Genomic DNA, 20,607 nt, shown 5'->3' with positions numbered 1-20,607 from the left:
CGGGCATCGGCTGCAATTCCCGGCTCCCAACCCTTCATCTTTTCGAAAATACTCCGGGGAGCGCGAGGGGCAGCGCCCCTCGCACCCACCCTTGACACACGCACCACCACCTGCCAAAGCAGCGCAACACACATAACCCGCAACCGGGCGTTCAGTGGGCGCCAAACCGACGAGGAGAGCCAATATGGCCCTGGATTCAAAATCCGTCTCACTCACCTTCCCCGATGGCAATGCACGATCCTATGACGCCGGTGTCACGCCTGCGCAGGTGGCGGCCGACATCTCGACCTCGCTGGCCAAAAAGGCCATCTCGGCCACGGTCGACGGCAAGCACTGGGACCTGCAATGGCCCATCAACGCCGACGCGCAAATCGCCATCCACACCATGAAAGACGAGGCGCAGGCCAATGAGCTGATCCGCCACGACCTGGCGCATATCATGGCGCGTGCGGTGCAAGAGATCTGGCCCGACACCAAAGTCACCATCGGCCCCGTGATCGATAACGGCTGGTACTATGACTTCGACCGCGCCGAACCCTTCACCCCCGAAGACCTCGGCCTGATCGAGAAAAAGATGAAGGAAATCATCAACAAGCGCGACGCCGTGACAACGGAAGTCTGGGACCGTCAGCGCGCGATCGATTTCTACACCGCCAATGACGAGCCCTATAAGGTCGAACTGATCGACGCCATCCCCGGCGATGAGCCGCTGCGCATGTATTGGCACGGCGACTGGCAGGACCTCTGCCGCGGCCCGCATCTGCAGCACACCGGTCAGCTGCCGGGTGATGCATTCAAGCTGATGTCCATCGCCGGCGCCTATTGGCGCGGCGACAGCTCGCGCCAGATGCTGCAACGCATCTACGGCGTGGCCTTCACCGGCAAGGAAAAGCTCAAGGCCCACCTGCACATGCTGGAAGAGGCCGCCAAACGCGACCACCGCAAGCTGGGCCGCGAGATGGACCTGTTCCACATGCAGGAAGAAGCCCCCGGTCAGGTGTTCTGGCACCCCAACGGCTGGACCATCTACACCCAACTGCAGGACTATATGCGCCGCAAGCAACGCGCAGGCGGGTATAACGAGATCAACACCCCACAGGTCGTTGACCGCAAACTGTGGGAGGCCTCGGGCCACTGGGAGAAGTACCAGCACCACATGTTCCTGGTCGAAGTCGACGAAAGCCGCGATGGCGAGCATGACGACGCCAGCTCGAAGAACCGCGATCAGACCCGGATCAACGCGCTGAAGCCGATGAACTGCCCCTGCCACGTGCAGGTGTTCAATCAGGGCCTCAAAAGCTATCGCGATCTGCCCCTGCGGCTGGCCGAGTTCGGATCATGCGCGCGGTTTGAACCCTCGGGCGCCTTGCACGGCATCATGCGCGTGCGCGGGTTCACGCAAGATGACGCTCATATCTTCTGCACCGAGGACCAAATCCAAGAGGAATGCGCCCGCTTCATCGACTTTCTGGCAAATGTCTATGACGAGCTCGGCTTCAAAGAGTTCGAGATCCGCTTTGCCACCCGCCCCGAAAAACGCGTGGGTACGGATGAAAGCTGGGATTATGTCGAAGGCGCGCTGGAAAACGCGATCAAGGCGGTGGGCCGGGATTATACGCTGGAGCCCGGCGATGGCGCTTTCTACGGCCCCAAGCTGGATTTCTATTTGACCGACGCCATCGGCCGGGTCTGGCAATGCGGCACATTCCAGGTTGATCCCAACCTGCCCGAGCGGCTGGACGCGACCTATGTCGGCGCTGATGGCGACCGGCACCGCCCCTATATGCTGCACCGCGCCTGCCTGGGCTCGTTCGAACGGTTCATCGGCATCCTGATCGAGAACTGGGAAGGCAAGCTGCCGTTCTGGCTGGCCCCGCGTCAGGTCGTGGTTGCCTCGATCACCTCTGATGCGGATGCCTACGTCAAAGACGTGGTCGACACTCTCAGGGCGGCAGGTGTGCGGGCCGAGGCCGACATTCGCAACGAAAAGATCAACTACAAGGTCCGCGAACACTCAGTTGGTAAAGTCCCCGTGATTCTCGCGGTCGGGCATCGTGAAGTGGACGACCGTACCGTCAGCGTGCGGCGTCTGGGCGAAAAACAAACGCAGGTTCAATCGCTTGAGACTGTAACAAATGAGCTGTCGCAGGCCGCGACACCGCCCGATCAGCTGTAACATTCGGCGGCAAATCGCTGAAAATCCGGCCCTGAATTCGGGGCCGGATTGAAACAATTAGCAATTTTCATTTCGAAAACAATTTGTTAACCTGCAAGAGGGCATGACAGTCTTTGACGGGGTTGTGAGACACGGGCTCGTGAATTCAACTCTGCGGCCCAAGCCACTACCTTTGTCAGTGTCACAAGCAGACATACGCAGTCAGCAAAAGGATTACTCGAGATGTCGAACACCGCAAAAACACTGGTTATCGCAAGCGCAGTTGCAGCCGCCGTTTCGGGCGTTGCCACCACAGCAAGCGCCCAGGCGAAAGAGAAATGTTATGGCGTGTCTCTGGCCGGTCAGAATGACTGTGCCGCAGGCCCCGGCACCACCTGTGCGGGCACTTCGACCGTCGATTATCAGGGCAACGCATGGACTCTGGTCGATGCCGGCACCTGTGCCGATATCGAACTGCCCAAGACAGCAGACGGCGCAGCCCGCGAAGGTTCGCTGGAGCCGCTGGATCGTGACCTGCCGGCATAAGGCTGAACATTCGAATGTCAGGGGGCGGGCAATCACGCCCGCCCCTTTGTCGTGATCAGGGAATAGGTTCATGTTGGACGATGCACTCAGGTCGAACCGTTTGCCCGCAGCTCCGGGTGTCGGCTATAAGCCTCAGCATTTCTCGCAGATACTTGACCACGCAAAACCAGTGGCCTGGCTGGAAATCCATGCCGAGAATTATATGGGTGATGGCGGACGCCCTCTGGCGCAACTGCGTCATCTGTCCGAACTTTTCCCGATCTCCGTCCACGGTGTCGGTTTGTCAATTGGCGGCGACACTCCGTTGGACGCGGATCACCTTGCGCGATTGAAACACCTTGTCGGATGGCTGAACCCCGCCAGCTTTTCTGAACATCTGGCCTGGTCGACCCATGACAGCCACTTTCTGAACGACCTGCTGCCGCTGCCCTATACCGATGCAACGCTAAGTCGCGTCTGCGATCATATTGATCAGGTACAGGAAATTGTCGGGCGGCAGATGCTTCTGGAAAACCCGTCCAGCTATCTGGCCTTCGAAGAAAGTACATGGTCCGAACCCGATTTTCTGCGCGAAATCGCGCGACGTACCGGATGCGGCCTTTTGCTGGACGTGAACAACGTCTTCGTGTCAGCGACCAATCTGGATTTCTCACCGCAGGGCTATATCGACGCCTATCCGCTGGACAAGGTCGGTGAAATCCACCTTGGCGGCCATGATGAGGATGAGGACGACCACGGCAAACCGCTGTTGATCGACAGCCATGGGCGCGAGGTTGTGGACCCGGTCTGGGCGCTTCTGGATTATGTGCTGGACAAATCCGGCCCAAAACCCCTGTTGATCGAATGGGACACGGATGTTCCGGACTGGCCTGTTTTGCGGGCCGAGGCGGAACGCGCGCAAACCGCGCTCGAACGGGTTCCGGCATGAGCGTGTCGCAGACACATTTTCACACGGCCCTGCTGGATGCCAATCAACCTGTCCCTGACGGTCTGCTGGACGCCGAAAACCGACCCGCGGGTCGCAGGTTCAGCGTTTACCGCAACAATGTTGCCGTGTCGCTGACCGAAGCCATGCATCAGGCTTTTCCGGTGATCACCAAACTGCTGGGCGCGCAGAACATGGACGGGTTGTCCGGAATGTTCTTGCGGCAGAATCCACCCTCTTCACCATTGATGATGTTTTATGGTGAGAAATTCCCCGAGTTTCTGGCGGGGATGGAGCAGTTGTCGCACATTGGATATCTGGCGGATGTCGCGCGGTTGGAACTCGCCCTGCGCCGGTCCTATCACGCCGCAGACAGTCAGGGGATCGAAGCCGAAGCGCTGACGCTCTCGCCCGAGGACCTGATGCAGGCGAAACTGACCCTGGCCCCTGCGATGCAGGTCATCCGATCGGAATGGCCGATCCATGCGATTTGGCGCTTCAATTCGCTAACTGACGCTCCCAAACCGGAACCCGGCGCGCAGGATGTATTGATTACCCGCGCCGAATATGATCCCGCGCCCGATCTTCTGCCCGAGGGCGGTGCCGATTGGATCGCTCTTATCGAAGGCGGGCACAGCATCGGCGAAGCCTATGAAACCGTTGTTGCAAACGCCCCCGACTTTGACCTTGGAACCACTCTGGCACTGCTTTTACAGGGCGGTGCAATTACTTCCGTGACTATCGAAAGGCTGGACACATGACTGCCCTGATCTCAACTTACAATGAAAAAATCGAAAAGGTGGACAGCGCGTCCGGCTGGTTGACGCCGACGTTGGCCCGGCTGATTTTTATCGCTGTCTTGTTGGTCTATTACTGGAATTCGGCCACGCTGAAAATCGATGGCTCGATTTTCTCGCCCTCGGCGGGTGCGTTCGGTCAGATATTCCCCAAAGCGGCCGAAGCCGTTCTGTATGACGTCACGCAGATGAGCTTTTTTCAGCGCATCGTGATCTTCTTTGGCACCGTGGCAGAATTTGTCCTGCCTGCGCTTTTGCTGGTTGGTTTGCTGACCCGTCTGGCCGCACTTGGCATGATCGGGTTTGTCTGGGTGCAGACCATTGCTGACGTGACTGGCCACGGCGTTGCATTGGGCGGTTTGTTCAACAACTCGATCACACTGATGGATCAGCGGGTTATGTGGACCTTCCTGCTGCTGGTCATTTTCATCAACGGCGCAGGCCCACTGTCACTGGATCGCATTCTGCGCTTGAAGTAACCTAGAAATGCGCCTTGGGCTGGTCCGGTTTTCCCGCGGCCAGCCCAAGCATCCCCGCAACACCTGCGAAGGCGATTGGGAACATGGTGAAGACACCGAACCCAAACGCATAATACATCCCCGCCGCCGAAATCAGCAGCAAAATGCCCGCGATCAATGCGCGTGAATGCGCCATTGCGCCGCCCGCAATCGCAAGCAAGGGCGCAACGACCGAGGCTGTCTGAACAAGCCCCGGGTTCTCAACCTGCTCGGCGATGCCTTCGATCTCGCCAAATTGGCGGATAGCCTCGACAAACCCATATCCGAAAAAACCGACGATCATTCCGACCAAACCGGCGATGACGCCCAAAACCATGGCTGCGTTGCGCATTCAAACCTACTCCGTACCTGAGCTTGTCACATATGTGATGGATCAGACGACTCCAAGTCCCCGCCGGGTCTCATCTGTCCAACCCAGGAACATCTGCCCCTCAATTGCAATCAATGGGCGCTTCATCAGAGTTGGGTGGGCGGTCAATAGATCCAACACGGGATGGTTGCGTTCCTCCTCGCTCAACCCACGCCAGGTTGTCGATCGGGTGTTGAGCAAAGCTTTGCCGAAATTTTCGAAAGCCTGTGAAAGCACTTCAGCAGGAACACCCTGCGCCCTGACATCCACAAACTCGGCTTGTGGAAGTGTTTTCAGTGCCTTACGGCAGGTATCGCATGTTTTCAGTCCATAAAGGCGCATATTTCGATTGTTCCTGTCTTTGATACAAAATTGTGCAAAACGGTTCGTTAGCCTCGGTTATTCTTGATTTTTTACTTTACCGTGCAATGTTGAAAAAGGCGGAACACGAAACTCGCGCTGTCTTGCGTGGGTGAAATAGTGATGTGTTGCCGTCGCGCCAGCCACAGCCCCACCAATTTGTGGGACAACGTGTAAGTAGAAGGAGACACGGGAAATGCCTACCGGCACCGTGAAATGGTTTAATACCACTAAAGGCTATGGGTTTATCGCCCCCGATGAAGGCGGCAAAGACGTGTTTGTTCATATCTCAGCCGTAGAACGATCCGGTCTGACCGGACTCGCCGACAATCAGAAAGTCCAGTACGAGCTGCAGGACGGCCGTGACGGACGCCAGATGGCGGCTGATTTGAAGCCATTGTAGAAGAACCTTCGTTACATCACGAAGTGTATTAAAAACGGTTAGCGGCCCAACAGACGGCCGTTGACCACTCAATTTGACGACGATATTAGCCTCGCGCCGGATCATCTGTGGCATGAGTGTCTACGGCTTTCCCCATCGCAACAGCGCAGGATATCCCGGTTGAATCGGAACAATCGTCCAGTTCCCCGGCTTGCAGATTCAGACCTGTGCCCTTCGTTGCCTTCTTTGCCCCGAATGGCGAGGCAGTCTCTCAGTGAATCCGGCGCGGGCAAGCAATTCGGGCGGGCGATCGGCTATTTGACTTTACCGGGACAAACGGTGGCGTCGCACAAAAAGCACCCTGAAATGACGTCATACATGTCTTGCTGTCGGCACAGAAAATCCATAACGAGCGGATGGATAAACGCCAGATGCACTCAGCCCTTCCGGATTACAGCCTCAAACTCGCGCCATTCGCGGGCGGTCATGCCGGAATTCTCCTGCGTGACAGCTTCACCGGACAGCATACGGCGCAGGCAGGCCACCATTTGCGCAGACAGATTGACTGCGCCAAGGCGGTAATCCTCGAACGCGCGATAGGCAAAAGGCACCCAGTCCGCCACGATCTTGCACATGGTATCCGCATAGACACGGATTTCGTATTGCGCATGTGGATCGGCCCGCAGCCGCAGGAAATGGAACAGATTGTGCAGGTCCACCTTCCAGTACCACTGCGTATAAATGTTGGCTGGCAAGTTCATCCGCGCCAATTCGCGCGCCAGCCCCTGTTGGCCGTCCTGAGCGATCATCGCCTCGTAATTGTCGTAGCAACGCGCGCTGTCGGCCTTTAGAATCTCCAACACCCGCGCGGCCTCTTCCCCCTGCAACGTGTCGCCACGTCCCTGATTGTTGACCTCGGATTGTGCGGCCACGTGTTCGGGCGCTGGGATATAAAATTCGCGGTCCAGAATCGAATACCGCGCCGAGTATTCGTTCACATTGGCGGTCCGGTGGCGAATCCACTGGCGCGCCACGAACACCGGCAGTTTGACATGTAACTTAATCTCGCACATCTCGAACGGGGTCGAATGCCAGTGCCGCATCAGGTAACGGATCAGCCCTTCGTCATTCTGAACCGATTTGGTGCCCTTGCCGTAAGATACGCGCGCCGCCTGACAGATCGCCGCATCATCCCCCATATAATCGATCACGCGAACAAAACCGTGGTCCAAAACCTGATGCGCCGTATATAGGTGGTCTTCCATACCGTCCGCGACAACACGGCGTGTCGGGCTTGCCTGCGCGCGTTGCGCTTCGATCTCGGCCAGTTGGTCAGAAGACAGCGGCATGAAATTTTCCTTTCCAGCAATGAGTCGCCCACCACTATATCTCGGTCGCGCGGGGGTCGAAACTGCTATATGAAGGGTTCGTATCGTTAAATTGCACCCTGCCCGAAACCCACCGTGCCACCGCGCCCCTCGACATGCTTTGTTCGCGCGCTAAGCTGCGAACAAGCACACACGAAATAAGGAAAGTCGCGATGGGACTGACATATCTGCACACTATGGTTCGCGTGAAGGATCTTGAAAAATCCATGGCGTTTTATGAGTTGCTGGGCCTGAAAGAAACCCGCCGGCATGAAAGCGAGGCCGGTCGGTTCACGTTGATTTTTCTGGCCCCTCCGGGGCAGGAAGATGCGCCGATCGAGCTGACATACAACTGGGACGGCGATGATGAACTGCCCAGCGACAGCCGCCACTTTGGTCACCTCGCCTATGGCGTCGACAATATCTATGAGACCTGCCAGATGCTGCAGGACAATGGGATTGTGATTAACCGTCCACCGCGTGACGGGCGTATGGCGTTCGTGCGCTCGCCGGACAATATTTCGATCGAGTTGCTCCAGAACGGCGACGCTCTGGAGCCTGCAGAGCCCTGGACCAGCATGGAAAGCACCGGTCACTGGTGATCCGCTGGCTGTTCTCTCTGGGGTTGACGCTTGGCGTCAGCCCCGCTTGGGCCGAACAATGTCGGCTGGCTCTTGCCCTTGCGATGGATATCTCGACCTCGGTTGACGCGACCGAGGACATGCTGCAGCGCCGCGGGTTGGCCGCCGCTCTGATCGCGCCCGAAGTTGAGGCCGCGTTCTTTGCCTCTCCGCATCCGGTTGCGTTGGCGGTTTATGAGTGGTCCGGCAGCTTCAACCAAGCCCTGATTGTGGATTGGCACCTGGTCGACAGCCCTGAGACCCTGATCACCATCGCGCACCGCGTCGGAACCTCGGTCCGGTCGACGATGGACTCTCCGACAGCGATGGGCCATGCACTGGCATTTGGCGCAAGGTTGATGCAAAGCGCACCTGCATGCCTGTTTCGGACCATCGATATTTCCGGCGACGGTAAGAACAATGACGGGTATGGCCCCCAGATCGCGTATAAGCATTTCCCGTTCGACAACGTCACCGTCAACGGCCTTGTGATCAATGCTGCCGACTTTGAAGGCGAGGTTGACCTGATCCCGTTCTTTAAACAGGAAGTTCTGCACGGGCCCGGAGCGTTTTTGGAGATCGCCGACGGTTTCGAGGATTTTGAACAGGCAATGCGCCGCAAGCTGGAACGCGAACTCAAAGGGCTGGAACTGAGCGAGCTGTCGATAGGCGACCGTGAATGATCCGGCTGGCATGTGTTCTGGTGTGCGTCTGGGCAGGGGCCGCTACCGCGCAATGCCGACAGGCGCTGGCGTTGGGGCTGGATGTGTCCGGATCAGTCGACAGCCGTGAATATCAGTTACAGATCAAGGGATTGGCCGCAGCCTTGGGCCACTCCGAAGTGGCGCAGTTGTTGCTGTCCAACTCAGCCGCATTTGTTCGGCTTGCGGTTTTTGAGTGGAGCGAGACCGGCCATCACCGAATGTTATTGGATTGGACCGAAATTCGGTCCGCCCAGACGTTGCAGCGCGTCACACAGAACCTACGTTCGGTCACGCGCTCTGCCGCGCCGCAAGGGACAGCGGTGGGATCGGCGATGACCTTTGGAGCAAGCCTTCTGGATCAACATCCCGACTGCTGGCGGCGCACGCTGGATTTGTCGGGCGACGGCAAACACAACCTTGGCCCGCATCCGCGCGACGTCAAACAAACGCTCAGCAGGTCGGGGATCACCATCAACGGTCTGGTGATCGGTACTGACGATCCCAAACAAGGCGACAGGCGCCACGTCCAGGTCGGGGAATTATCGGCATGTTATCGTGCCTGGGTCACCCTTGGACCGAATGCGTTTGTTGAAGTTGCATTGGGCTTTGAAGCCTATGAAGAAGCCATGACACGCAAGCTGAAACGCGAACTGGAGGGGCTGATCCTTTCAGACGCATCCCCGCACATTCAGTAGATATAGCGGATTTGGTCCGTCCAATACCGCTCGACCCGTTTCAGTGATCCGGTGATATCCTCGATCCCTTCAGCCCCCAGCACCCCGCGACTTTGGAGGCCGTCTGCATGGCGCGCAAAAAGCTGCGAAACGATGTCCCGGATTTCCCGTCCGCGTGGGGTTAAGCGCACGCGCACCGAACGGCGGTCGATCTCGCAGCGCTGGTGGTGCATATACCCCATTTCGACCAGCTTTTTGAGGTTATAACTGACGTTGCTGCCCTGATAATAACCCCGGCTTTTCAATTCGCCCGCAGTCACCTCGTGATCGCCGATGTTGAACAAAAGCAACGCCTGCACAGCATTGATTTCCAGAATGCCGACCCGCTCGAACTCATCTTTGATGACATCCAGAAGCAGGCGGTGCAAACGCTCGACCAATGCCAGTGCTTCAAGATAACTGGTCATGAAGCCCCTGGCCCCCTGCCCGGAAACCTGCATTTCCATACTCATCCGATCCTCCGATTCACTCGCGCTGTTCCCTGCACGATGACGTGAATTTCCGAAAAATCGGTTAAGTCCAATTCTCTTCTATTTTTGAAAGGTTTGTGCGATTTCCGAGATCAGAGCAGCAAACTGTTCAGGCGGCGCGACCTGCTCGGTCACCCACTGGTACAGGTCCTGGTCATTCTCGTGCAAAAGCGCATCATACAAGTCCAGCCCGGTGTCATCCATCTCCGCCAGGTTGCGCTCGGCATAGGCGGACAGAATCAGGTCCATCTCTTTGATCCCACGCCGCATCGAGCGCATTTTCATGCGCTTGATGCGTGTATCACGTGTTTCGCTCACTGCTCTTGTTCCAACATCAGGCGCAGTTTTTTCTCGAGCCGTGCCGCGCGTTCTGCGCTTGCGCGCATCTCGCCCCGGATCGAGCGCAGCTCAGCGACAACGCCCGCCAATTCGACTGTATCGTCATCGGAATCGACCGGCGCGTCCATGCCGTCGCCTTCGCCCGTCAACAGCCACATGATCGACACGTTCACCATACCAGCCAGCATCGACAGCCTGTTGGCGCGCGGTTCGGACAGGTCATTCTCCCACGCTGCAATGGTGGCCTTTTTGACACCCAGACGCCGCGCCATCTGTGCCTGCGTCATCCCTGCAGCGTCCCGCGCTGCCGCTAGCCGGTCCCCGAAGGTTGCAGAATCCGGGCCGTACCAGTCGTTTTCATCTTTCATCAGGGTCTCCAAATCTCTTATTCATATCGCTTGATCGTCATTCGGGCGCACCCTATGACAGACAAGCTAAACATACAAACCGAGGCCGCCATGAGTTTCCTGTCTGCGACACTCTCTCGCGTAAAACCATCACCGACCATAGCAATGACGGCGAAAGCGGCCGAGTTGAAGGCCGCCGGACGCAACGTCATCGGCCTGAGCGCAGGCGAACCGGACTTTGACACACCGCAAAACATCAAGGACGCCGCTGTTGCGGCGATTGCGGCGGGTAAGACAAAATACACCGCACCGGATGGCATCCCGGAACTCAAGCAAGCCGCCTGCGCCAAGATGAAACGCGATCACGGGTTGGAATACAGCCCGGCACAGATATCTGTGGGCACCGGCGGCAAGCAGACATTGTACAACGCGCTGATGGCCACGATGAACGAAGGTGACGAGGTCATCATCCCCGCGCCCTATTGGGTCAGCTACCCGGACATGGTGTTGCTGGCGGGTGGCACGCCCGTCGTGGTCGAAACCTCGTTGGAAAACAGCTTCAAACTGACCGCGGAACAGCTTGAGACCGCGATCACGCCCAAGACCAAATGGTTCATTTTCAACTCGCCCTCAAACCCCACCGGCGCCGGTTACAGCCGTGACGAATTGAAAGCCCTGACCGATGTTCTGATGCGTCATCCGCAAGTCTGGGTCATGTCCGACGACATGTATGAGCATCTGGCTTATGACGGTTTTGAATTCTGCACACCTGCAGAAGTTGAACCTGGTCTTTATGAGCGTACGTTGACCTGCAACGGTGTGTCCAAAGCCTATGCGATGACCGGCTGGCGCATCGGTTATGCCGCGGGTCCTGTCGAGATTATTGCGGCGATGCGCAAGATACAGTCGCAATCCACGTCGAACCCCTGCTCGGTCAGTCAATGGGCCGCGGTTGAGGCGCTGAACGGCACACAGGAATTTCTGGCCCCGAACAATGTGACCTTCAAGCGCCGCCGCGATCTTGTCGTCGAGATGTTGAACGCCATCGACGGGATCACCTGTGCGGTGCCGGAAGGGGCATTTTACGTTTATCCTTCGATCGCAGGATTGATCGGCAAAACCACACCCGCAGGCACAGTGATTGACTCGGATGAGGCTTTTGCAACGGCTTTGCTGGAAGAGGCCGACGTGGCGGTTGTCTTTGGCGCGGCCTTTGGCTTATCGCCGAATTTCCGGGTCAGCTATGCGACCTCTGACGAAGCACTGAAAGAAGCCTGTACGCGCATCCAGACCTTCTGCGCCGCGCTGAAGTGACAGGAGACGTCTGATGTCAGACCTCCTGCCAGACTATTATTTCCGTATCCGTGAAAACGGGGCGGTGGTTTTTCGGATCGACACGGAGAACCGCCATCGCCGGATCGAGATGGAGCAGATCGCTGTCATCAACATCCGAAATGGCGAGGTCAAACCTCAGGGGCAGCGTGATCTGACCGACGAAGACCGGGCCGAGATCACACGCTGGATGCAGGAACGCGCTGCCCTGCTGGCGCGCCGCGATATCGACGATATTCATCGCACCATAGACCACCTGAACCTGACTACCCAGTGGGCGCAGTCCAAAGCAACAGAGGCGCAGCTTGAGGATGTCACCGACCGGTTACTGATGGCGATGCATGATCTGCGCTCGGTACTGGTGCGTAAGAAATCGGATCGGTTGGAGAACTAAGGCTACTCGGCCGCGACCCCGACGGTGCGCACGGATTGCATCCAGAATCGCGCCATCAACAGAACCCCGGCACAAGCCAGACCGAGGACGAGACCCAGCCATACGCCGATGCCTTCCATCCCCTGAACAAAGCCAAAGTAATACGATGCGGGAATCCCCACGACCCAATAGCTAAGCGCCGCCATCACCATCGGAATTTTGGCATCCTGCAAGCCACGCAGCAGCCCAAGTGCAATCACCTGCGCCCCATCCACCAGTTGGAACAAGGCCGCCATTGCCAGCAATCCGCTGCCAATCAACAGAATCTGCGGCCGTTGCGGATCGTCGGTTTCCATGAACAAGGAAATCAGCGGCTCGGCGCAGGTCAGGAACAAAACAATCGTCAGCAAGGACATGATCAGCGACATGGCTGTCACCACGATCGCACCCTTTTCAAGATGCGCGCGGTCGCGGCGGCCCAGCGCATTTCCCGCGCGGATCGTGGCCGCGTTCGACAGGCCGAGATGCACCATGAACGTTGCCGAGGCCAGATTCAGCGCGATACCATGCGCCGCCAGGGGCACCTGTCCCAGCCATCCCATCATGACAGCCGAAGTGGCGAACAAGGACACCTCGGCCAAAGTGGTCAGGCCGATGGGAATGCCCAGGCGCAGAACGCTGTTGAACATCTCCCAATCCGGCCGCCAAAACCGCTGGAACAACCCATGTTCGGGCAAGGTGCGAACCGCATAGGCAATCACCGCCGCCAGAGACACGATATGCGTTACCACCGAGGCGATAGCGGCCCCGATCACACCCAGTTCTGGTGCCCCCCAATTGCCGAAGATCAACGCATAGTTGGTAAAAGCATTCACCACAGCCGCGACCACGGTGATCCACAACACGATCTGGGTCCGCTCCAGCGCGGCCAGATAGGATTTCAACACCATGACAAACAGTGCGGGAAACAATCCCCATCCAGCAACACGCAGGTATTGCGACGCAGTTTCAGCCACTTCAGGGTCCTGCTTTAACGCAATCAGGATCGGATAGGACCACCACAAAAGCGGCATCATCAGCGCCGCATAAAGTAGCGACAGCCACAACCCCATACGGGTAGAGCGGCGAATGCTTGTTTCATCACCTTCGGCCGCAGCGGTGGCAACCATCGGCATGACCGCCCAGCCAAAACCCGCCCCGAACAGGAACAACACGAAAAAATAACTGTTGGCCAACGTAACGGCCGCCAACGCCTCAACCCCGTACCATCCCAACATAATGGTATCGGTCAACCCGATGGCAAACTGCGCCAGATGTCCGCCGATCAACGGCAGGCCCAGCACGGCTATGGCCTGCGCATGGCCACGATATGTCATCGGATTGCTCATCCCGACAGCCTTAGGCCCGCGCCGGGACCGAGACAAGTGGGGACGCGTGAAATTTCAGCTTGAGATCAAACGGCAAACCGCCGCCCGGGCGAAAGGGCGGCGGCATCACTATTCAGCGCGGCAGGTCAGGTCGCTTTGCCATCCGGGTGCAGTGACGTGCCCAGAATATGCTCGGACCGATGAATGACATGATGCGCCTGCCCCACGATCAGCGGGTCCGGCTCACCGACCACCGAATGGTCTTTGTCCGGATAATCCACGGTCGACAGGAAATGCCGCATACAGTTCAGACGCGCACGCTTCTTGTCATTCGATTTGACGATGGTCCAGGGCGCATCTGCGGTGTCGGTATAAAAGAACATCGCCTCCTTCGCCTCGGTATAATCATCCCATTTGCTCAGACTGGCTTTGTCGATTGGCGACAGTTTCCACTGCTTCAACGGATCCGTCTCACGGCTCTTGAAGCGCCGTTGTTGTTCGGTCTGCGTGACCGAGAACCAATACTTGTAAAGCTGGATACCCGAACGGACCAGCATCCGCTCTAACTCGGGCGTCTGACGCATGAATTCCAGATACTCGTTGGGCGTACAGAAACCCATGACACGCTCGACGCCCGCGCGGTTGTACCAGGACCGGTCATAGAAAACCATCTCACCAACTGTCGGCAATTGCCGGATATACCGCTGGTAATACCACTGTCCCTTTTCTTCGTCCGTGGGCTTGTTCAGCGCAACAACGCGCGCCTGACGCGGATTCAAATGCTCCATAAACCGTTTGATCGTACCGCCTTTACCGGCGGCGTCCCTGCCCTCGAACAGCAAAACAAACCGCTGGCCGGTTTCTTGCGCCCACAACTGAACCTTCAGCAATTCGGCCTGCAACTGGGCCTTCTGGCGTTCATAATCCGCCCGTGCCATTTTTCGATCATAAGGATATTTCCCGCTTTCAAAGGCGCGCCGAATCTTTTCCGTGCTGGGCACTGCCGTTTCGGTCCTTGCTTCAGGAACGATATTGATCTTAGGCGACTTTTCTTCCGTTTGGGCGATCGCTGCCATCCAGTTTCTCCGTTGATGTACTGTTTGGCAAACGCCTAGCAAAAACCTCGAATTGCTGCTTTGATCGGCATCAAACTGCGGTGAAATCTCTCAACTCCGCCCAAAAAGCACCCAGAAAAGGCTCATGATGAACAGCCAACGCATCACATTGGGCGGACATCCCTTCTTTATCCGCCATTGGGGTAAATCAGACCGCCCACCCTTGCTCATGCTGCACGGCTTTCCGGAATATGGCGGTGCCTGGCGCGATCTGGCACCGTATTTGGCCGACAGCTATCACTGCATCGCTCCGGATCAGCGCGGCTATGGACAAAGCTGGGCCCCGAAAGGCGTAAAAAACTATATCCTGTCACAGCTGGTCGCCGATATGAGCGCCCTGATCGACCACATCGGCAGACCGGTGACGGTCCTGGGCCACGATTGGGGCGCATCAGTTGCCTATGGGCTGGCCATGTTTCGCCCCGAACAGGTTGACCGGCTGATCATCGCCAACGGCGTCCATCCGGTGCCATTTCAACGGGAAATGGCCGCAGGCGGCGCGCAATCCGAAGCCTCGCAATACATCAACCAACTGCGCGCACCAGATGCAGCCAAACATTTCTCGGCCAATAACTTTGCGCGACTGGAACGTTTCTTTCGCTTCGGCATGGGCCAGGACTGGCTCACGGCAGCGGAACTGCAGGACTACCGGCGCGAATGGGCGCGCCCTGCCCGGCTCGAGGCAATGTTGAACTGGTATCGCGCCTCCCCGCTCATGGTAGCCGCACCTGGACAGCCAATAACCGATATCCCTGCCCTGCCCCTGGACAGACTCCGCGTGGCCTGTCCACATCTCCTTTTATGGGGACTGCAGGATCGCGCCCTTCTGCCTCAATCCACCAAGGGGCTCGAAGACTTCGCACCGGACCTGACCCGCATCACATTGCCGGATTGCGACCACTGGCTACACCATCAAAACCCGCAAGCCGTCGCAAACGCCATCCTCTCCTGGCAACACTAGCCCCCACCTTCATCTTTTCCCAAATACTCCGGGGAGCGCGAGGGGCTGGCCCCTCGCTCCTGCCCTCACCGATGCCCCCAATCATCCGGGTTATCCGAATTGTTCGGCGACAAGCCCAAAACATCGCCCTCGGTCGAACAGCCCAACCCAAGCACCGTCCGATTGGCGTAGGAAAAATACGAACACACCTGATTGATCTCCAAAATCTCCCCATCGTCCCAACCAACGGCCCGCAACGCCTCGATATCCGCCTCAGTCAAATCCGCCGGAGCCTCGGTCAGCACCCGCGCATAGCGCATCGCCGCAACCTGCGCCGCATCCAACGGGGCGTCGCCCGGCTCACCCGCCTCGATCGCGGCCCGGATCGCGTCACCACGCGCCTCATCCCCCAGCAACCGCTGCAGCCCGGCAAAATGATGCTCGACGCAATAACTGCACCGGTTCAACGCGCTGACCCATACGCCCAGCACCTCAAGAAACCACTTCGGCACCTGATTGGCCGAGTGATGCAGCACGTTCTTATAGACCGCCATATGCGCTTCCATCGTATGCGGCCGCAGCGAATGCGCCATCATGATGTTGTCCACATTGTTATCCGGCCCGGTCACCCGCTCATAGAGCGTCCTCAACCGGCCCGTCGCTTCGTCAAATGGAATTGTCCTGATCCAGCTCATAACCGCCTCCTGTTTCCTCAACCACTTGAGCCGGGTTTGCACCGGATTGCAACGCGGCAGCATCAGCAATCCACCTACAACACCTCGGGCCCCTCTTCCCCCGGACCACATCACCTGCCATAATGGGGGAAACTTGAAAACAAGAGCAGCACCCATGCCCGACGATCTTTTGACGCCCGAAAACACGACCGCCTATGACGCCTCTTCGATCGAGGTGCTCGAAGGTCTGGAACCGGTCCGCAAACGCCCCGGCATGTATATCGGCGGCACGGATGAGCGCGCTTTGCACCATATGGTCGCCGAAATCCTCGACAACTCGATGGACGAAGCGGTCGCGGGTCACGCCAACCGGATCGAGGTCGAACTGCACGCAGATTACGCCCTGACAGTCCGCGACAATGGACGCGGCATTCCCATCGACCCGCACCCGAAATTCCCCGACAAATCCGCGCTCGAGGTCATCTTGTGTACCCTGCACGCGGGCGGCAAGTTCTCGGGCAAAGCCTACCAGACCTCGGGCGGTCTGCACGGCGTGGGCGCGTCCGTGGTCAACGCCCTGTCCGACTCGATGGTCGTGCAGGTGGCCCGCGACAAAACCCTGTTCGAACAACGCTTCTCGCGCGGCATCCCTCTGGGCCCCGTGGAAAAGATCGGTGCGGCCCCCAACCGGCGCGGCACAACGGTCACCTTCCACGCCGATGCCGAGATCTTCGGCCACCACAAATTCAAACCCGCCCGCCTGTTCAAATCCATCCGCTCCAAGGCCTACCTATTCTCGGGTGTTGAGATTCGCTGGAAATCTCATATCGACGACGGCGAAACCCCGACCGAGGCCACGTTCCACTTCCCCGGCGGGCTCTCGGATTACCTCAAAGAAACGATGAACGGCTCGTCCACCTATGCCGAGCAGCCCTTTGCAGGCACCGTAGATTTCAACGAAAAATTCGGCACCCCCGGCAAGGTCGAATGGGCGATCAACTGGACGCCCTCTCGCGACGGGTTCATCCAATCCTACTGTAACACCGTCCCCACCCCCGAAGGCGGCACCCATGTGGCAGGCTTCTGGGCCGCTGTCCTTAAAGGCATCAAGGCGTACGGAGAGCTGATCAACAACAAAAAAGCCGGTCAGATCACCCGCGATGACCTGATCACCGGCGGCTGCGCGCTGGTCTCGTGTTTCATCTCCGAACCCGAATTCGTAGGCCAAACCAAAGACCGCCTCGCCACGGTCGAGGCGCAACGGCTGGTCGAAAACTCGGTCCGCGACCATTTCGACAACTGGCTCGCCGCCGACACAAAATCCGCCGGCGCGATACTGGATTTCCTCATCCTAAGGGCCGAGGAACGCCTGCGCCGACGGGCCGAGAAAGAAACACAACGCAAGTCCGCCACTAAAAAACTTCGTCTTCCCGGCAAGCTGGTGGACTGTTCTTCATCAACACGCGACGGAACCGAATTATTCATCGTCGAGGGCGACTCGGCCGGTGGTTCCGCAAAAATGGGCCGCGACCGCAAAACGCAGGCCCTGCTGCCCTTGCGCGGCAAAATCCTGAACGTGCTGGGCGCGGCCAGTTCCAAACTGGGCACCAATGCCGAGATCAACGACCTGACGCAGGCCTTGGGTGTCGGCCTTGGCACCAAGTTCAACGTCGACGATCTGCGCTATGACAAGATCATCATCATGACCGACGCCGATGTCGACGGCGCGCATATCGCATCCTTGCTGATGACGTTCTTCTTCACCCAGATGCGCCCGATGATCGACGCAGGCCACCTGTACCTCGCCTGCCCGCCCCTCTACCGCCTGACCCAAGGGGCCAAACGCGTCTATTGCCTTGACGAGGCCGAGCGAGACGAATGGCTGGAAAAAGGTCTGGGTGGCAAAGGCAAGATCGACGTCTCGCGCTTCAAAGGCCTGGGCGAAATGGACGCCAAAGACCTGAAAGAGACCACAATGGACCCCGCCTCCCGCAAACTGATCCGCGTCACGATTGATGAGGACGAACCCGGCGAAACCGGCGATCTGGTCGAGCGTCTGATGGGTAAGAAGCCTGAACTGCGGTTCCAATATATCCAAGAGAACGCGCGGTTTGTGGAGGAGCTAGATGTTTGATAAACACGATTGCACAATTAGAGCTTAGATCGTCTAATTGGATTTGCAGGGTCAAGTTACACCGAAAGCGCCCTTAGAGTTGTGCGGAAATCGAGTTTCTTCGTAAAATTGATGGGCTGAGAAAATTAGAATTCTTCTTTCACTTGCTTGCTGCATTGCGCCCCTGATTGTTTCTGTAGTTTACGGTCAACCATCAGCTGCAAAAGACAACAACATTAGTTCTGAAAGTGCGCGTTCGATTTCAGAGTGGTTCAGGCGTATCGATCCGACTTCTACTAGCAATCAAGAAATTCGAGATCGTCTTGAGAAATGTGTAACTGACCTTGGCATCGTCGAATACTCCGAGATTAGTCCAGTTGGAAAAGGAAACTTAGTTACTGTAAGGGTAAACAACGTTACCAACATACCGATTTCTGGTCTCATTGTAAGTTCCAATGACAAGGTAATAGAGGCGCTCGAATTAAATGGTCGGGCAATTATTGAATTCGATCCGGTTGCATCAGGAGAATCCATAACTTATTCAGAGCAGGTCTTTGATATTCGAGAACTATTTCCAAATCGAATTCAAGTTCGAACAATTGCATTGGATGTAATCGATACTAAGGGAGTGCAAATAATCGACGATCTTTTCATGGCGCGTTGGCCCAATCTGAAGTCACAAGAAGATCTAGATTTCGCAGTTAGAACACTTTGCGAAAACGCCACAGGTAGTGAATGAATATCGGCAATCGCAGGACGAGTGCTTATAACGATTGTCTCAAGCAAGCATAGGATGGGTGTAAACACCCATCCTACATCACCAGAATACCTGCGTCCGATCCCGGCCATCTCCCCGTAGGCCGGGCTTCAGCTCGGCACACCGCAAACCCCTTGCCTAACCCGTTGATCCCGTTCACACTTACTCTCAATCCGTTATCAAAGAACGACATTTGAGGTTCCGAGCGTCCAAGACCCAATGTAACTACGAACACATTTCCGAACGGGAGGACGACATGAAAACAGTAACCCTCGGGCTGGCCCTGACCCTGATGGCCTCGGCAGCCTCTGCGCAGCAGATGCTCAGCACCGCATCTCCGATTCCGGACGGGGCTGAGACGCGGTTTTGTTATTACGAAGGTATGGCCTATTCCGAGGACGCCTTTGTGGTGCTGTTCGGCGACAACACCGTGACCTCAACTGTCAACACGCGCGAAGAACACCTGTTGCGTTGTGCACGGGGCGAGGATGGTCAGCTGCGTTGGAAACCGCAAAGCAGCTTTCAGACCAGCCGGTAATGCGGTGGGCGCGCTAGCCCACCTTGTCATCCAGCCAGACGGCAATTTGCCCGGCGGGACCTTCCCAGTCGGGTTCCATGAACAGAAAATGCGCGTGGTTTTCGACGGGCATAAAGGTCGCGCGGTCTCCGTAAAGCTTCGCCAGCGCGCGGCAGGTGTTGGGGTTCACGGCCCGATCCTCGGTGCCCGAGACGATCAGAACCGGGCAGTCGACCTTGTCGATATCGACTTTCATCGCGTGGTGATCGTCGAACATCCAAAAGAACATCTCAAACATCACCCGCCCGCTTTCCGGGCCAAGCTGGTCGAATACCTCATGCTGCTGCGCCTCGGGCATCTTGTTCAGCGCAAAGGGGGCCATCAGGTCGAAATCGACGCGCATGGGCTGTTTCCAGAACGCCCCGCCTTCCATCAAAGCGCGCGGCACGGCGCGTTCGTCGTCGGTTTCGGGCAAGGTCCCCCAAGCCGCATTCGGGTTGATCAGGACAATGGCGCTGGCCAGGCCCCGAGACGCCACCTGCTGCGCCACCACCCCCGCGATGGCGTGGCCGAGCAGCACAGGCTTGCTGTCCAGGCCTTGCAAAAATGCTGCAATATCATCGGCGTAGTCCATGACGCTGGTGTCGGTCAGGCCCGGGTCAGGCTCGGCCTTTGGGTCCCCGCCATGATAGCGCAGCGCGGGGGTATGCACCGTCCAGCCCCGCGCGCGGAAGAATTCCGCGTAATCCTGCATGCACCACGGCCCGGCAAAGGCTCCGTGGATCAGAACAATCTCTTTTGTCATG

At 57.6% G+C, this 20,607-nt stretch carries 24 protein-coding genes; 14 read left to right on the top strand and 10 right to left on the bottom strand.

The window, feature by feature from the left end; all coding sequences use genetic code 11:
• Positions 1–184 precede the first annotated feature (184 nt).
• From thrS to ACRZ9X_RS03830, 5 genes are all read left to right on the top strand, one after another.
• Positions 185–2,176 carry a threonine--tRNA ligase gene (gene thrS / locus ACRZ9X_RS03850; protein ID WP_480516042.1) on the top strand — a complete coding sequence of 664 codons (1,992 nt, stop codon included), beginning with the start codon at positions 185–187 and terminating at the stop codon, positions 2,174–2,176.
• 222 nt (positions 2,177–2,398) lie between these two features.
• Positions 2,399–2,701 carry a BufA1 family periplasmic bufferin-type metallophore gene (locus tag ACRZ9X_RS03845; RefSeq protein ID WP_480516041.1) on the top strand — a complete coding sequence of 101 codons (303 nt, stop codon included), beginning with the start codon at positions 2,399–2,401 and terminating at the stop codon, positions 2,699–2,701.
• A gap of 70 nt (positions 2,702–2,771) precedes the next feature.
• Positions 2,772–3,629 carry an MNIO family bufferin maturase gene (gene bufB / locus ACRZ9X_RS03840; RefSeq protein ID WP_480516040.1) on the top strand — a complete coding sequence of 286 codons (858 nt, stop codon included), beginning with the start codon at positions 2,772–2,774 and terminating at the stop codon, positions 3,627–3,629.
• Positions 3,626–4,387, top strand: coding sequence for an HvfC/BufC family peptide modification chaperone (locus ACRZ9X_RS03835; RefSeq protein ID WP_480516039.1), 762 nt, complete (start codon positions 3,626–3,628; stop codon positions 4,385–4,387). The genes bufB and ACRZ9X_RS03835 overlap by 4 nt, the downstream gene beginning before the upstream one ends.
• Entirely contained in the window at positions 4,384–4,902 is a 519-nt protein-coding gene (locus tag ACRZ9X_RS03830; protein WP_480516038.1) for a hypothetical protein, read from the top strand. The genes ACRZ9X_RS03835 and ACRZ9X_RS03830 overlap by 4 nt, the downstream gene beginning before the upstream one ends.
• Before the next feature lies 1 nt (position 4,903).
• Here ACRZ9X_RS03830 and ACRZ9X_RS03825 read toward each other — a convergent pair whose 3' ends face one another.
• Positions 4,904–5,272, bottom strand: coding sequence for a hypothetical protein (locus tag ACRZ9X_RS03825; protein ID WP_480516037.1), 369 nt, complete (start codon positions 5,270–5,272; stop codon positions 4,904–4,906).
• A 42-nt stretch (positions 5,273–5,314) separates the two neighbouring features.
• Positions 5,315–5,632 (bottom strand): ArsC/Spx/MgsR family protein, encoded by a 318-nt coding sequence (locus ACRZ9X_RS03820; RefSeq protein WP_480516036.1) that lies wholly within the window; start codon positions 5,630–5,632, stop codon positions 5,315–5,317.
• A 214-nt stretch (positions 5,633–5,846) separates the two neighbouring features.
• On the opposite strand from ACRZ9X_RS03820, the gene ACRZ9X_RS03815 reads away from it, so the two are divergent.
• Entirely contained in the window at positions 5,847–6,053 is a 207-nt protein-coding gene (locus ACRZ9X_RS03815; protein WP_170652516.1) for a cold-shock protein, read from the top strand.
• Positions 6,054–6,469: 416 nt separating this feature from the next.
• On the opposite strand, the gene thyX is transcribed toward ACRZ9X_RS03815, so the two are convergent.
• On the bottom strand, positions 6,470–7,381 hold the full coding sequence (gene thyX, locus ACRZ9X_RS03810) for an FAD-dependent thymidylate synthase (protein WP_480516035.1): 912 nt from the start codon (positions 7,379–7,381) through the stop codon (positions 6,470–6,472).
• Positions 7,382–7,572: 191 nt separating this feature from the next.
• On the opposite strand from thyX, the gene ACRZ9X_RS03805 reads away from it, so the two are divergent.
• From ACRZ9X_RS03805 to ACRZ9X_RS03795, 3 genes are read left to right on the top strand one after another with little or no spacing between them, the layout of a single operon-like run.
• Positions 7,573–8,001: a VOC family protein gene (locus ACRZ9X_RS03805; RefSeq protein ID WP_480516034.1), complete on the top strand. Its 429-nt coding sequence runs from the start codon at positions 7,573–7,575 to the stop codon at positions 7,999–8,001.
• On the top strand, positions 7,998–8,702 hold the full coding sequence (locus ACRZ9X_RS03800; protein ID WP_480516033.1) for a DUF1194 domain-containing protein: 705 nt from the start codon (positions 7,998–8,000) through the stop codon (positions 8,700–8,702). Before ACRZ9X_RS03805 ends, ACRZ9X_RS03800 begins: the two co-directional genes overlap by 4 nt.
• Complete coding sequence (locus ACRZ9X_RS03795) at positions 8,699–9,418, top strand: DUF1194 domain-containing protein (RefSeq protein ID WP_480516032.1); 720 nt, start codon at positions 8,699–8,701, stop codon at positions 9,416–9,418. Before ACRZ9X_RS03800 ends, ACRZ9X_RS03795 begins: the two co-directional genes overlap by 4 nt.
• Here the strand turns inward: ACRZ9X_RS03795 and ACRZ9X_RS03790 are convergent.
• The 3 genes from ACRZ9X_RS03790 to ACRZ9X_RS03780 form a co-directional block, all read right to left on the bottom strand.
• Positions 9,412–9,909 carry a MarR family winged helix-turn-helix transcriptional regulator gene (locus ACRZ9X_RS03790; protein ID WP_480516031.1) on the bottom strand — a complete coding sequence of 166 codons (498 nt, stop codon included), beginning with the start codon at positions 9,907–9,909 and terminating at the stop codon, positions 9,412–9,414. The genes ACRZ9X_RS03795 and ACRZ9X_RS03790 overlap by 7 nt on opposite strands.
• A 78-nt stretch (positions 9,910–9,987) precedes the next feature.
• A complete protein-coding gene (locus tag ACRZ9X_RS03785) occupies positions 9,988–10,245 on the bottom strand; it encodes a succinate dehydrogenase assembly factor 2 (RefSeq protein WP_480516030.1) in 258 nt (85 codons plus the stop codon).
• A complete protein-coding gene (locus ACRZ9X_RS03780; protein WP_480516029.1) occupies positions 10,242–10,634 on the bottom strand; it encodes a helix-turn-helix domain-containing protein in 393 nt (130 codons plus the stop codon). The genes ACRZ9X_RS03785 and ACRZ9X_RS03780 overlap by 4 nt, the downstream gene beginning before the upstream one ends.
• A 90-nt stretch (positions 10,635–10,724) precedes the next feature.
• Between ACRZ9X_RS03780 and ACRZ9X_RS03775 the strand changes: the two genes are divergently transcribed.
• Both ACRZ9X_RS03775 and ACRZ9X_RS03770 read left to right on the top strand, forming a co-directional pair.
• Positions 10,725–11,927, top strand: coding sequence for a pyridoxal phosphate-dependent aminotransferase (locus tag ACRZ9X_RS03775; protein ID WP_480516579.1), 1,203 nt, complete (start codon positions 10,725–10,727; stop codon positions 11,925–11,927).
• Positions 11,928–11,940: 13 nt separating this feature from the next.
• Positions 11,941–12,339, top strand: a complete 399-nt coding sequence (locus ACRZ9X_RS03770; protein ID WP_480516028.1) for a hypothetical protein — start codon at positions 11,941–11,943, stop codon at positions 12,337–12,339.
• A 2-nt stretch (positions 12,340–12,341) separates the two neighbouring features.
• Here ACRZ9X_RS03770 and ACRZ9X_RS03765 read toward each other — a convergent pair whose 3' ends face one another.
• Together ACRZ9X_RS03765 and ppk2 are read right to left on the bottom strand one after the other, a co-directional pair.
• Positions 12,342–13,706, bottom strand: coding sequence for an MATE family efflux transporter (locus ACRZ9X_RS03765; RefSeq protein WP_480516027.1), 1,365 nt, complete (start codon positions 13,704–13,706; stop codon positions 12,342–12,344).
• A 125-nt stretch (positions 13,707–13,831) separates the two neighbouring features.
• Positions 13,832–14,761 carry a polyphosphate kinase 2 gene (gene ppk2, locus ACRZ9X_RS03760; protein WP_480516026.1) on the bottom strand — a complete coding sequence of 310 codons (930 nt, stop codon included), beginning with the start codon at positions 14,759–14,761 and terminating at the stop codon, positions 13,832–13,834.
• 127 nt (positions 14,762–14,888) lie between these two features.
• Here ppk2 and ACRZ9X_RS03755 point away from each other — a divergent pair, with 127 nt between their 5' ends.
• Positions 14,889–15,761 carry an alpha/beta fold hydrolase gene (locus tag ACRZ9X_RS03755; protein WP_480516577.1) on the top strand — a complete coding sequence of 291 codons (873 nt, stop codon included), beginning with the start codon at positions 14,889–14,891 and terminating at the stop codon, positions 15,759–15,761.
• Positions 15,762–15,826: 65 nt separating this feature from the next.
• Here ACRZ9X_RS03755 and ACRZ9X_RS03750 read toward each other — a convergent pair whose 3' ends face one another.
• Positions 15,827–16,435, bottom strand: a complete 609-nt coding sequence (locus tag ACRZ9X_RS03750; protein WP_480516025.1) for a carboxymuconolactone decarboxylase family protein — start codon at positions 16,433–16,435, stop codon at positions 15,827–15,829.
• 154 nt (positions 16,436–16,589) lie between these two features.
• On the opposite strand from ACRZ9X_RS03750, the gene parE reads away from it, so the two are divergent.
• Both parE and ACRZ9X_RS03740 read left to right on the top strand, forming a co-directional pair.
• Positions 16,590–18,548, top strand: coding sequence for a DNA topoisomerase IV subunit B (gene parE / locus ACRZ9X_RS03745; RefSeq protein WP_480516024.1), 1,959 nt, complete (start codon positions 16,590–16,592; stop codon positions 18,546–18,548).
• 992 nt (positions 18,549–19,540) lie between these two features.
• On the top strand, positions 19,541–19,822 hold the full coding sequence (locus ACRZ9X_RS03740) for a DUF1496 domain-containing protein (protein ID WP_170652487.1): 282 nt from the start codon (positions 19,541–19,543) through the stop codon (positions 19,820–19,822).
• A 13-nt stretch (positions 19,823–19,835) separates the two neighbouring features.
• Here the strand turns inward: ACRZ9X_RS03740 and ACRZ9X_RS03735 are convergent, their stop codons facing one another.
• Positions 19,836–20,606 (bottom strand): alpha/beta hydrolase, encoded by a 771-nt coding sequence (locus ACRZ9X_RS03735; protein ID WP_480516023.1) that lies wholly within the window; start codon positions 20,604–20,606, stop codon positions 19,836–19,838.
• Position 20,607: the final 1 nt, after the last annotated feature.

Source organism: Ruegeria sp. AL1 (assembly GCF_056540905.1).
This window is presented reverse-complemented; position numbering and strand designations above follow the sequence as displayed.

Bases quoted from the DNA above. Each gene is read 5' to 3' on its own strand.
- thrS (WP_480516042.1), top strand. From the start codon at position 185: ATGGCCCTGGATTCAAAATCCGTCTCACTCACCTTCCCCGATGGCAAT.
- ACRZ9X_RS03845 (WP_480516041.1), top strand. From the start codon at position 2,399: ATGTCGAACACCGCAAAAACACTGGTTATCGCAAGCGCAGTTGCAGCC.
- bufB (WP_480516040.1), top strand. From the start codon at position 2,772: ATGTTGGACGATGCACTCAGGTCGAACCGTTTGCCCGCAGCTCCGGGT.
- ACRZ9X_RS03835 (WP_480516039.1), top strand. From the start codon at position 3,626: ATGAGCGTGTCGCAGACACATTTTCACACGGCCCTGCTGGATGCCAAT.
- ACRZ9X_RS03830 (WP_480516038.1), top strand. From the start codon at position 4,384: ATGACTGCCCTGATCTCAACTTACAATGAAAAAATCGAAAAGGTGGAC.
- ACRZ9X_RS03825 (WP_480516037.1), bottom strand. From the start codon at position 5,272: ATGCGCAACGCAGCCATGGTTTTGGGCGTCATCGCCGGTTTGGTCGGA.
- ACRZ9X_RS03820 (WP_480516036.1), bottom strand. From the start codon at position 5,632: ATGCGCCTTTATGGACTGAAAACATGCGATACCTGCCGTAAGGCACTG.
- ACRZ9X_RS03815 (WP_170652516.1), top strand. From the start codon at position 5,847: ATGCCTACCGGCACCGTGAAATGGTTTAATACCACTAAAGGCTATGGG.
- thyX (WP_480516035.1), bottom strand. From the start codon at position 7,381: ATGCCGCTGTCTTCTGACCAACTGGCCGAGATCGAAGCGCAACGCGCG.
- ACRZ9X_RS03805 (WP_480516034.1), top strand. From the start codon at position 7,573: ATGGGACTGACATATCTGCACACTATGGTTCGCGTGAAGGATCTTGAA.
- ACRZ9X_RS03795 (WP_480516032.1), top strand. From the start codon at position 8,699: ATGATCCGGCTGGCATGTGTTCTGGTGTGCGTCTGGGCAGGGGCCGCT.
- ACRZ9X_RS03790 (WP_480516031.1), bottom strand. From the start codon at position 9,909: ATGAGTATGGAAATGCAGGTTTCCGGGCAGGGGGCCAGGGGCTTCATG.
- ACRZ9X_RS03780 (WP_480516029.1), bottom strand. From the start codon at position 10,634: ATGAAAGATGAAAACGACTGGTACGGCCCGGATTCTGCAACCTTCGGG.
- ACRZ9X_RS03775 (WP_480516579.1), top strand. From the start codon at position 10,725: ATGAGTTTCCTGTCTGCGACACTCTCTCGCGTAAAACCATCACCGACC.
- ACRZ9X_RS03770 (WP_480516028.1), top strand. From the start codon at position 11,941: ATGTCAGACCTCCTGCCAGACTATTATTTCCGTATCCGTGAAAACGGG.
- ACRZ9X_RS03765 (WP_480516027.1), bottom strand. From the start codon at position 13,706: ATGAGCAATCCGATGACATATCGTGGCCATGCGCAGGCCATAGCCGTG.
- ppk2 (WP_480516026.1), bottom strand. From the start codon at position 14,761: ATGGCAGCGATCGCCCAAACGGAAGAAAAGTCGCCTAAGATCAATATC.
- ACRZ9X_RS03755 (WP_480516577.1), top strand. From the start codon at position 14,889: ATGAACAGCCAACGCATCACATTGGGCGGACATCCCTTCTTTATCCGC.
- ACRZ9X_RS03750 (WP_480516025.1), bottom strand. From the start codon at position 16,435: ATGAGCTGGATCAGGACAATTCCATTTGACGAAGCGACGGGCCGGTTG.
- parE (WP_480516024.1), top strand. From the start codon at position 16,590: ATGCCCGACGATCTTTTGACGCCCGAAAACACGACCGCCTATGACGCC.
- ACRZ9X_RS03740 (WP_170652487.1), top strand. From the start codon at position 19,541: ATGAAAACAGTAACCCTCGGGCTGGCCCTGACCCTGATGGCCTCGGCA.
- ACRZ9X_RS03735 (WP_480516023.1), bottom strand. From the start codon at position 20,606: ATGACAAAAGAGATTGTTCTGATCCACGGAGCCTTTGCCGGGCCGTGG.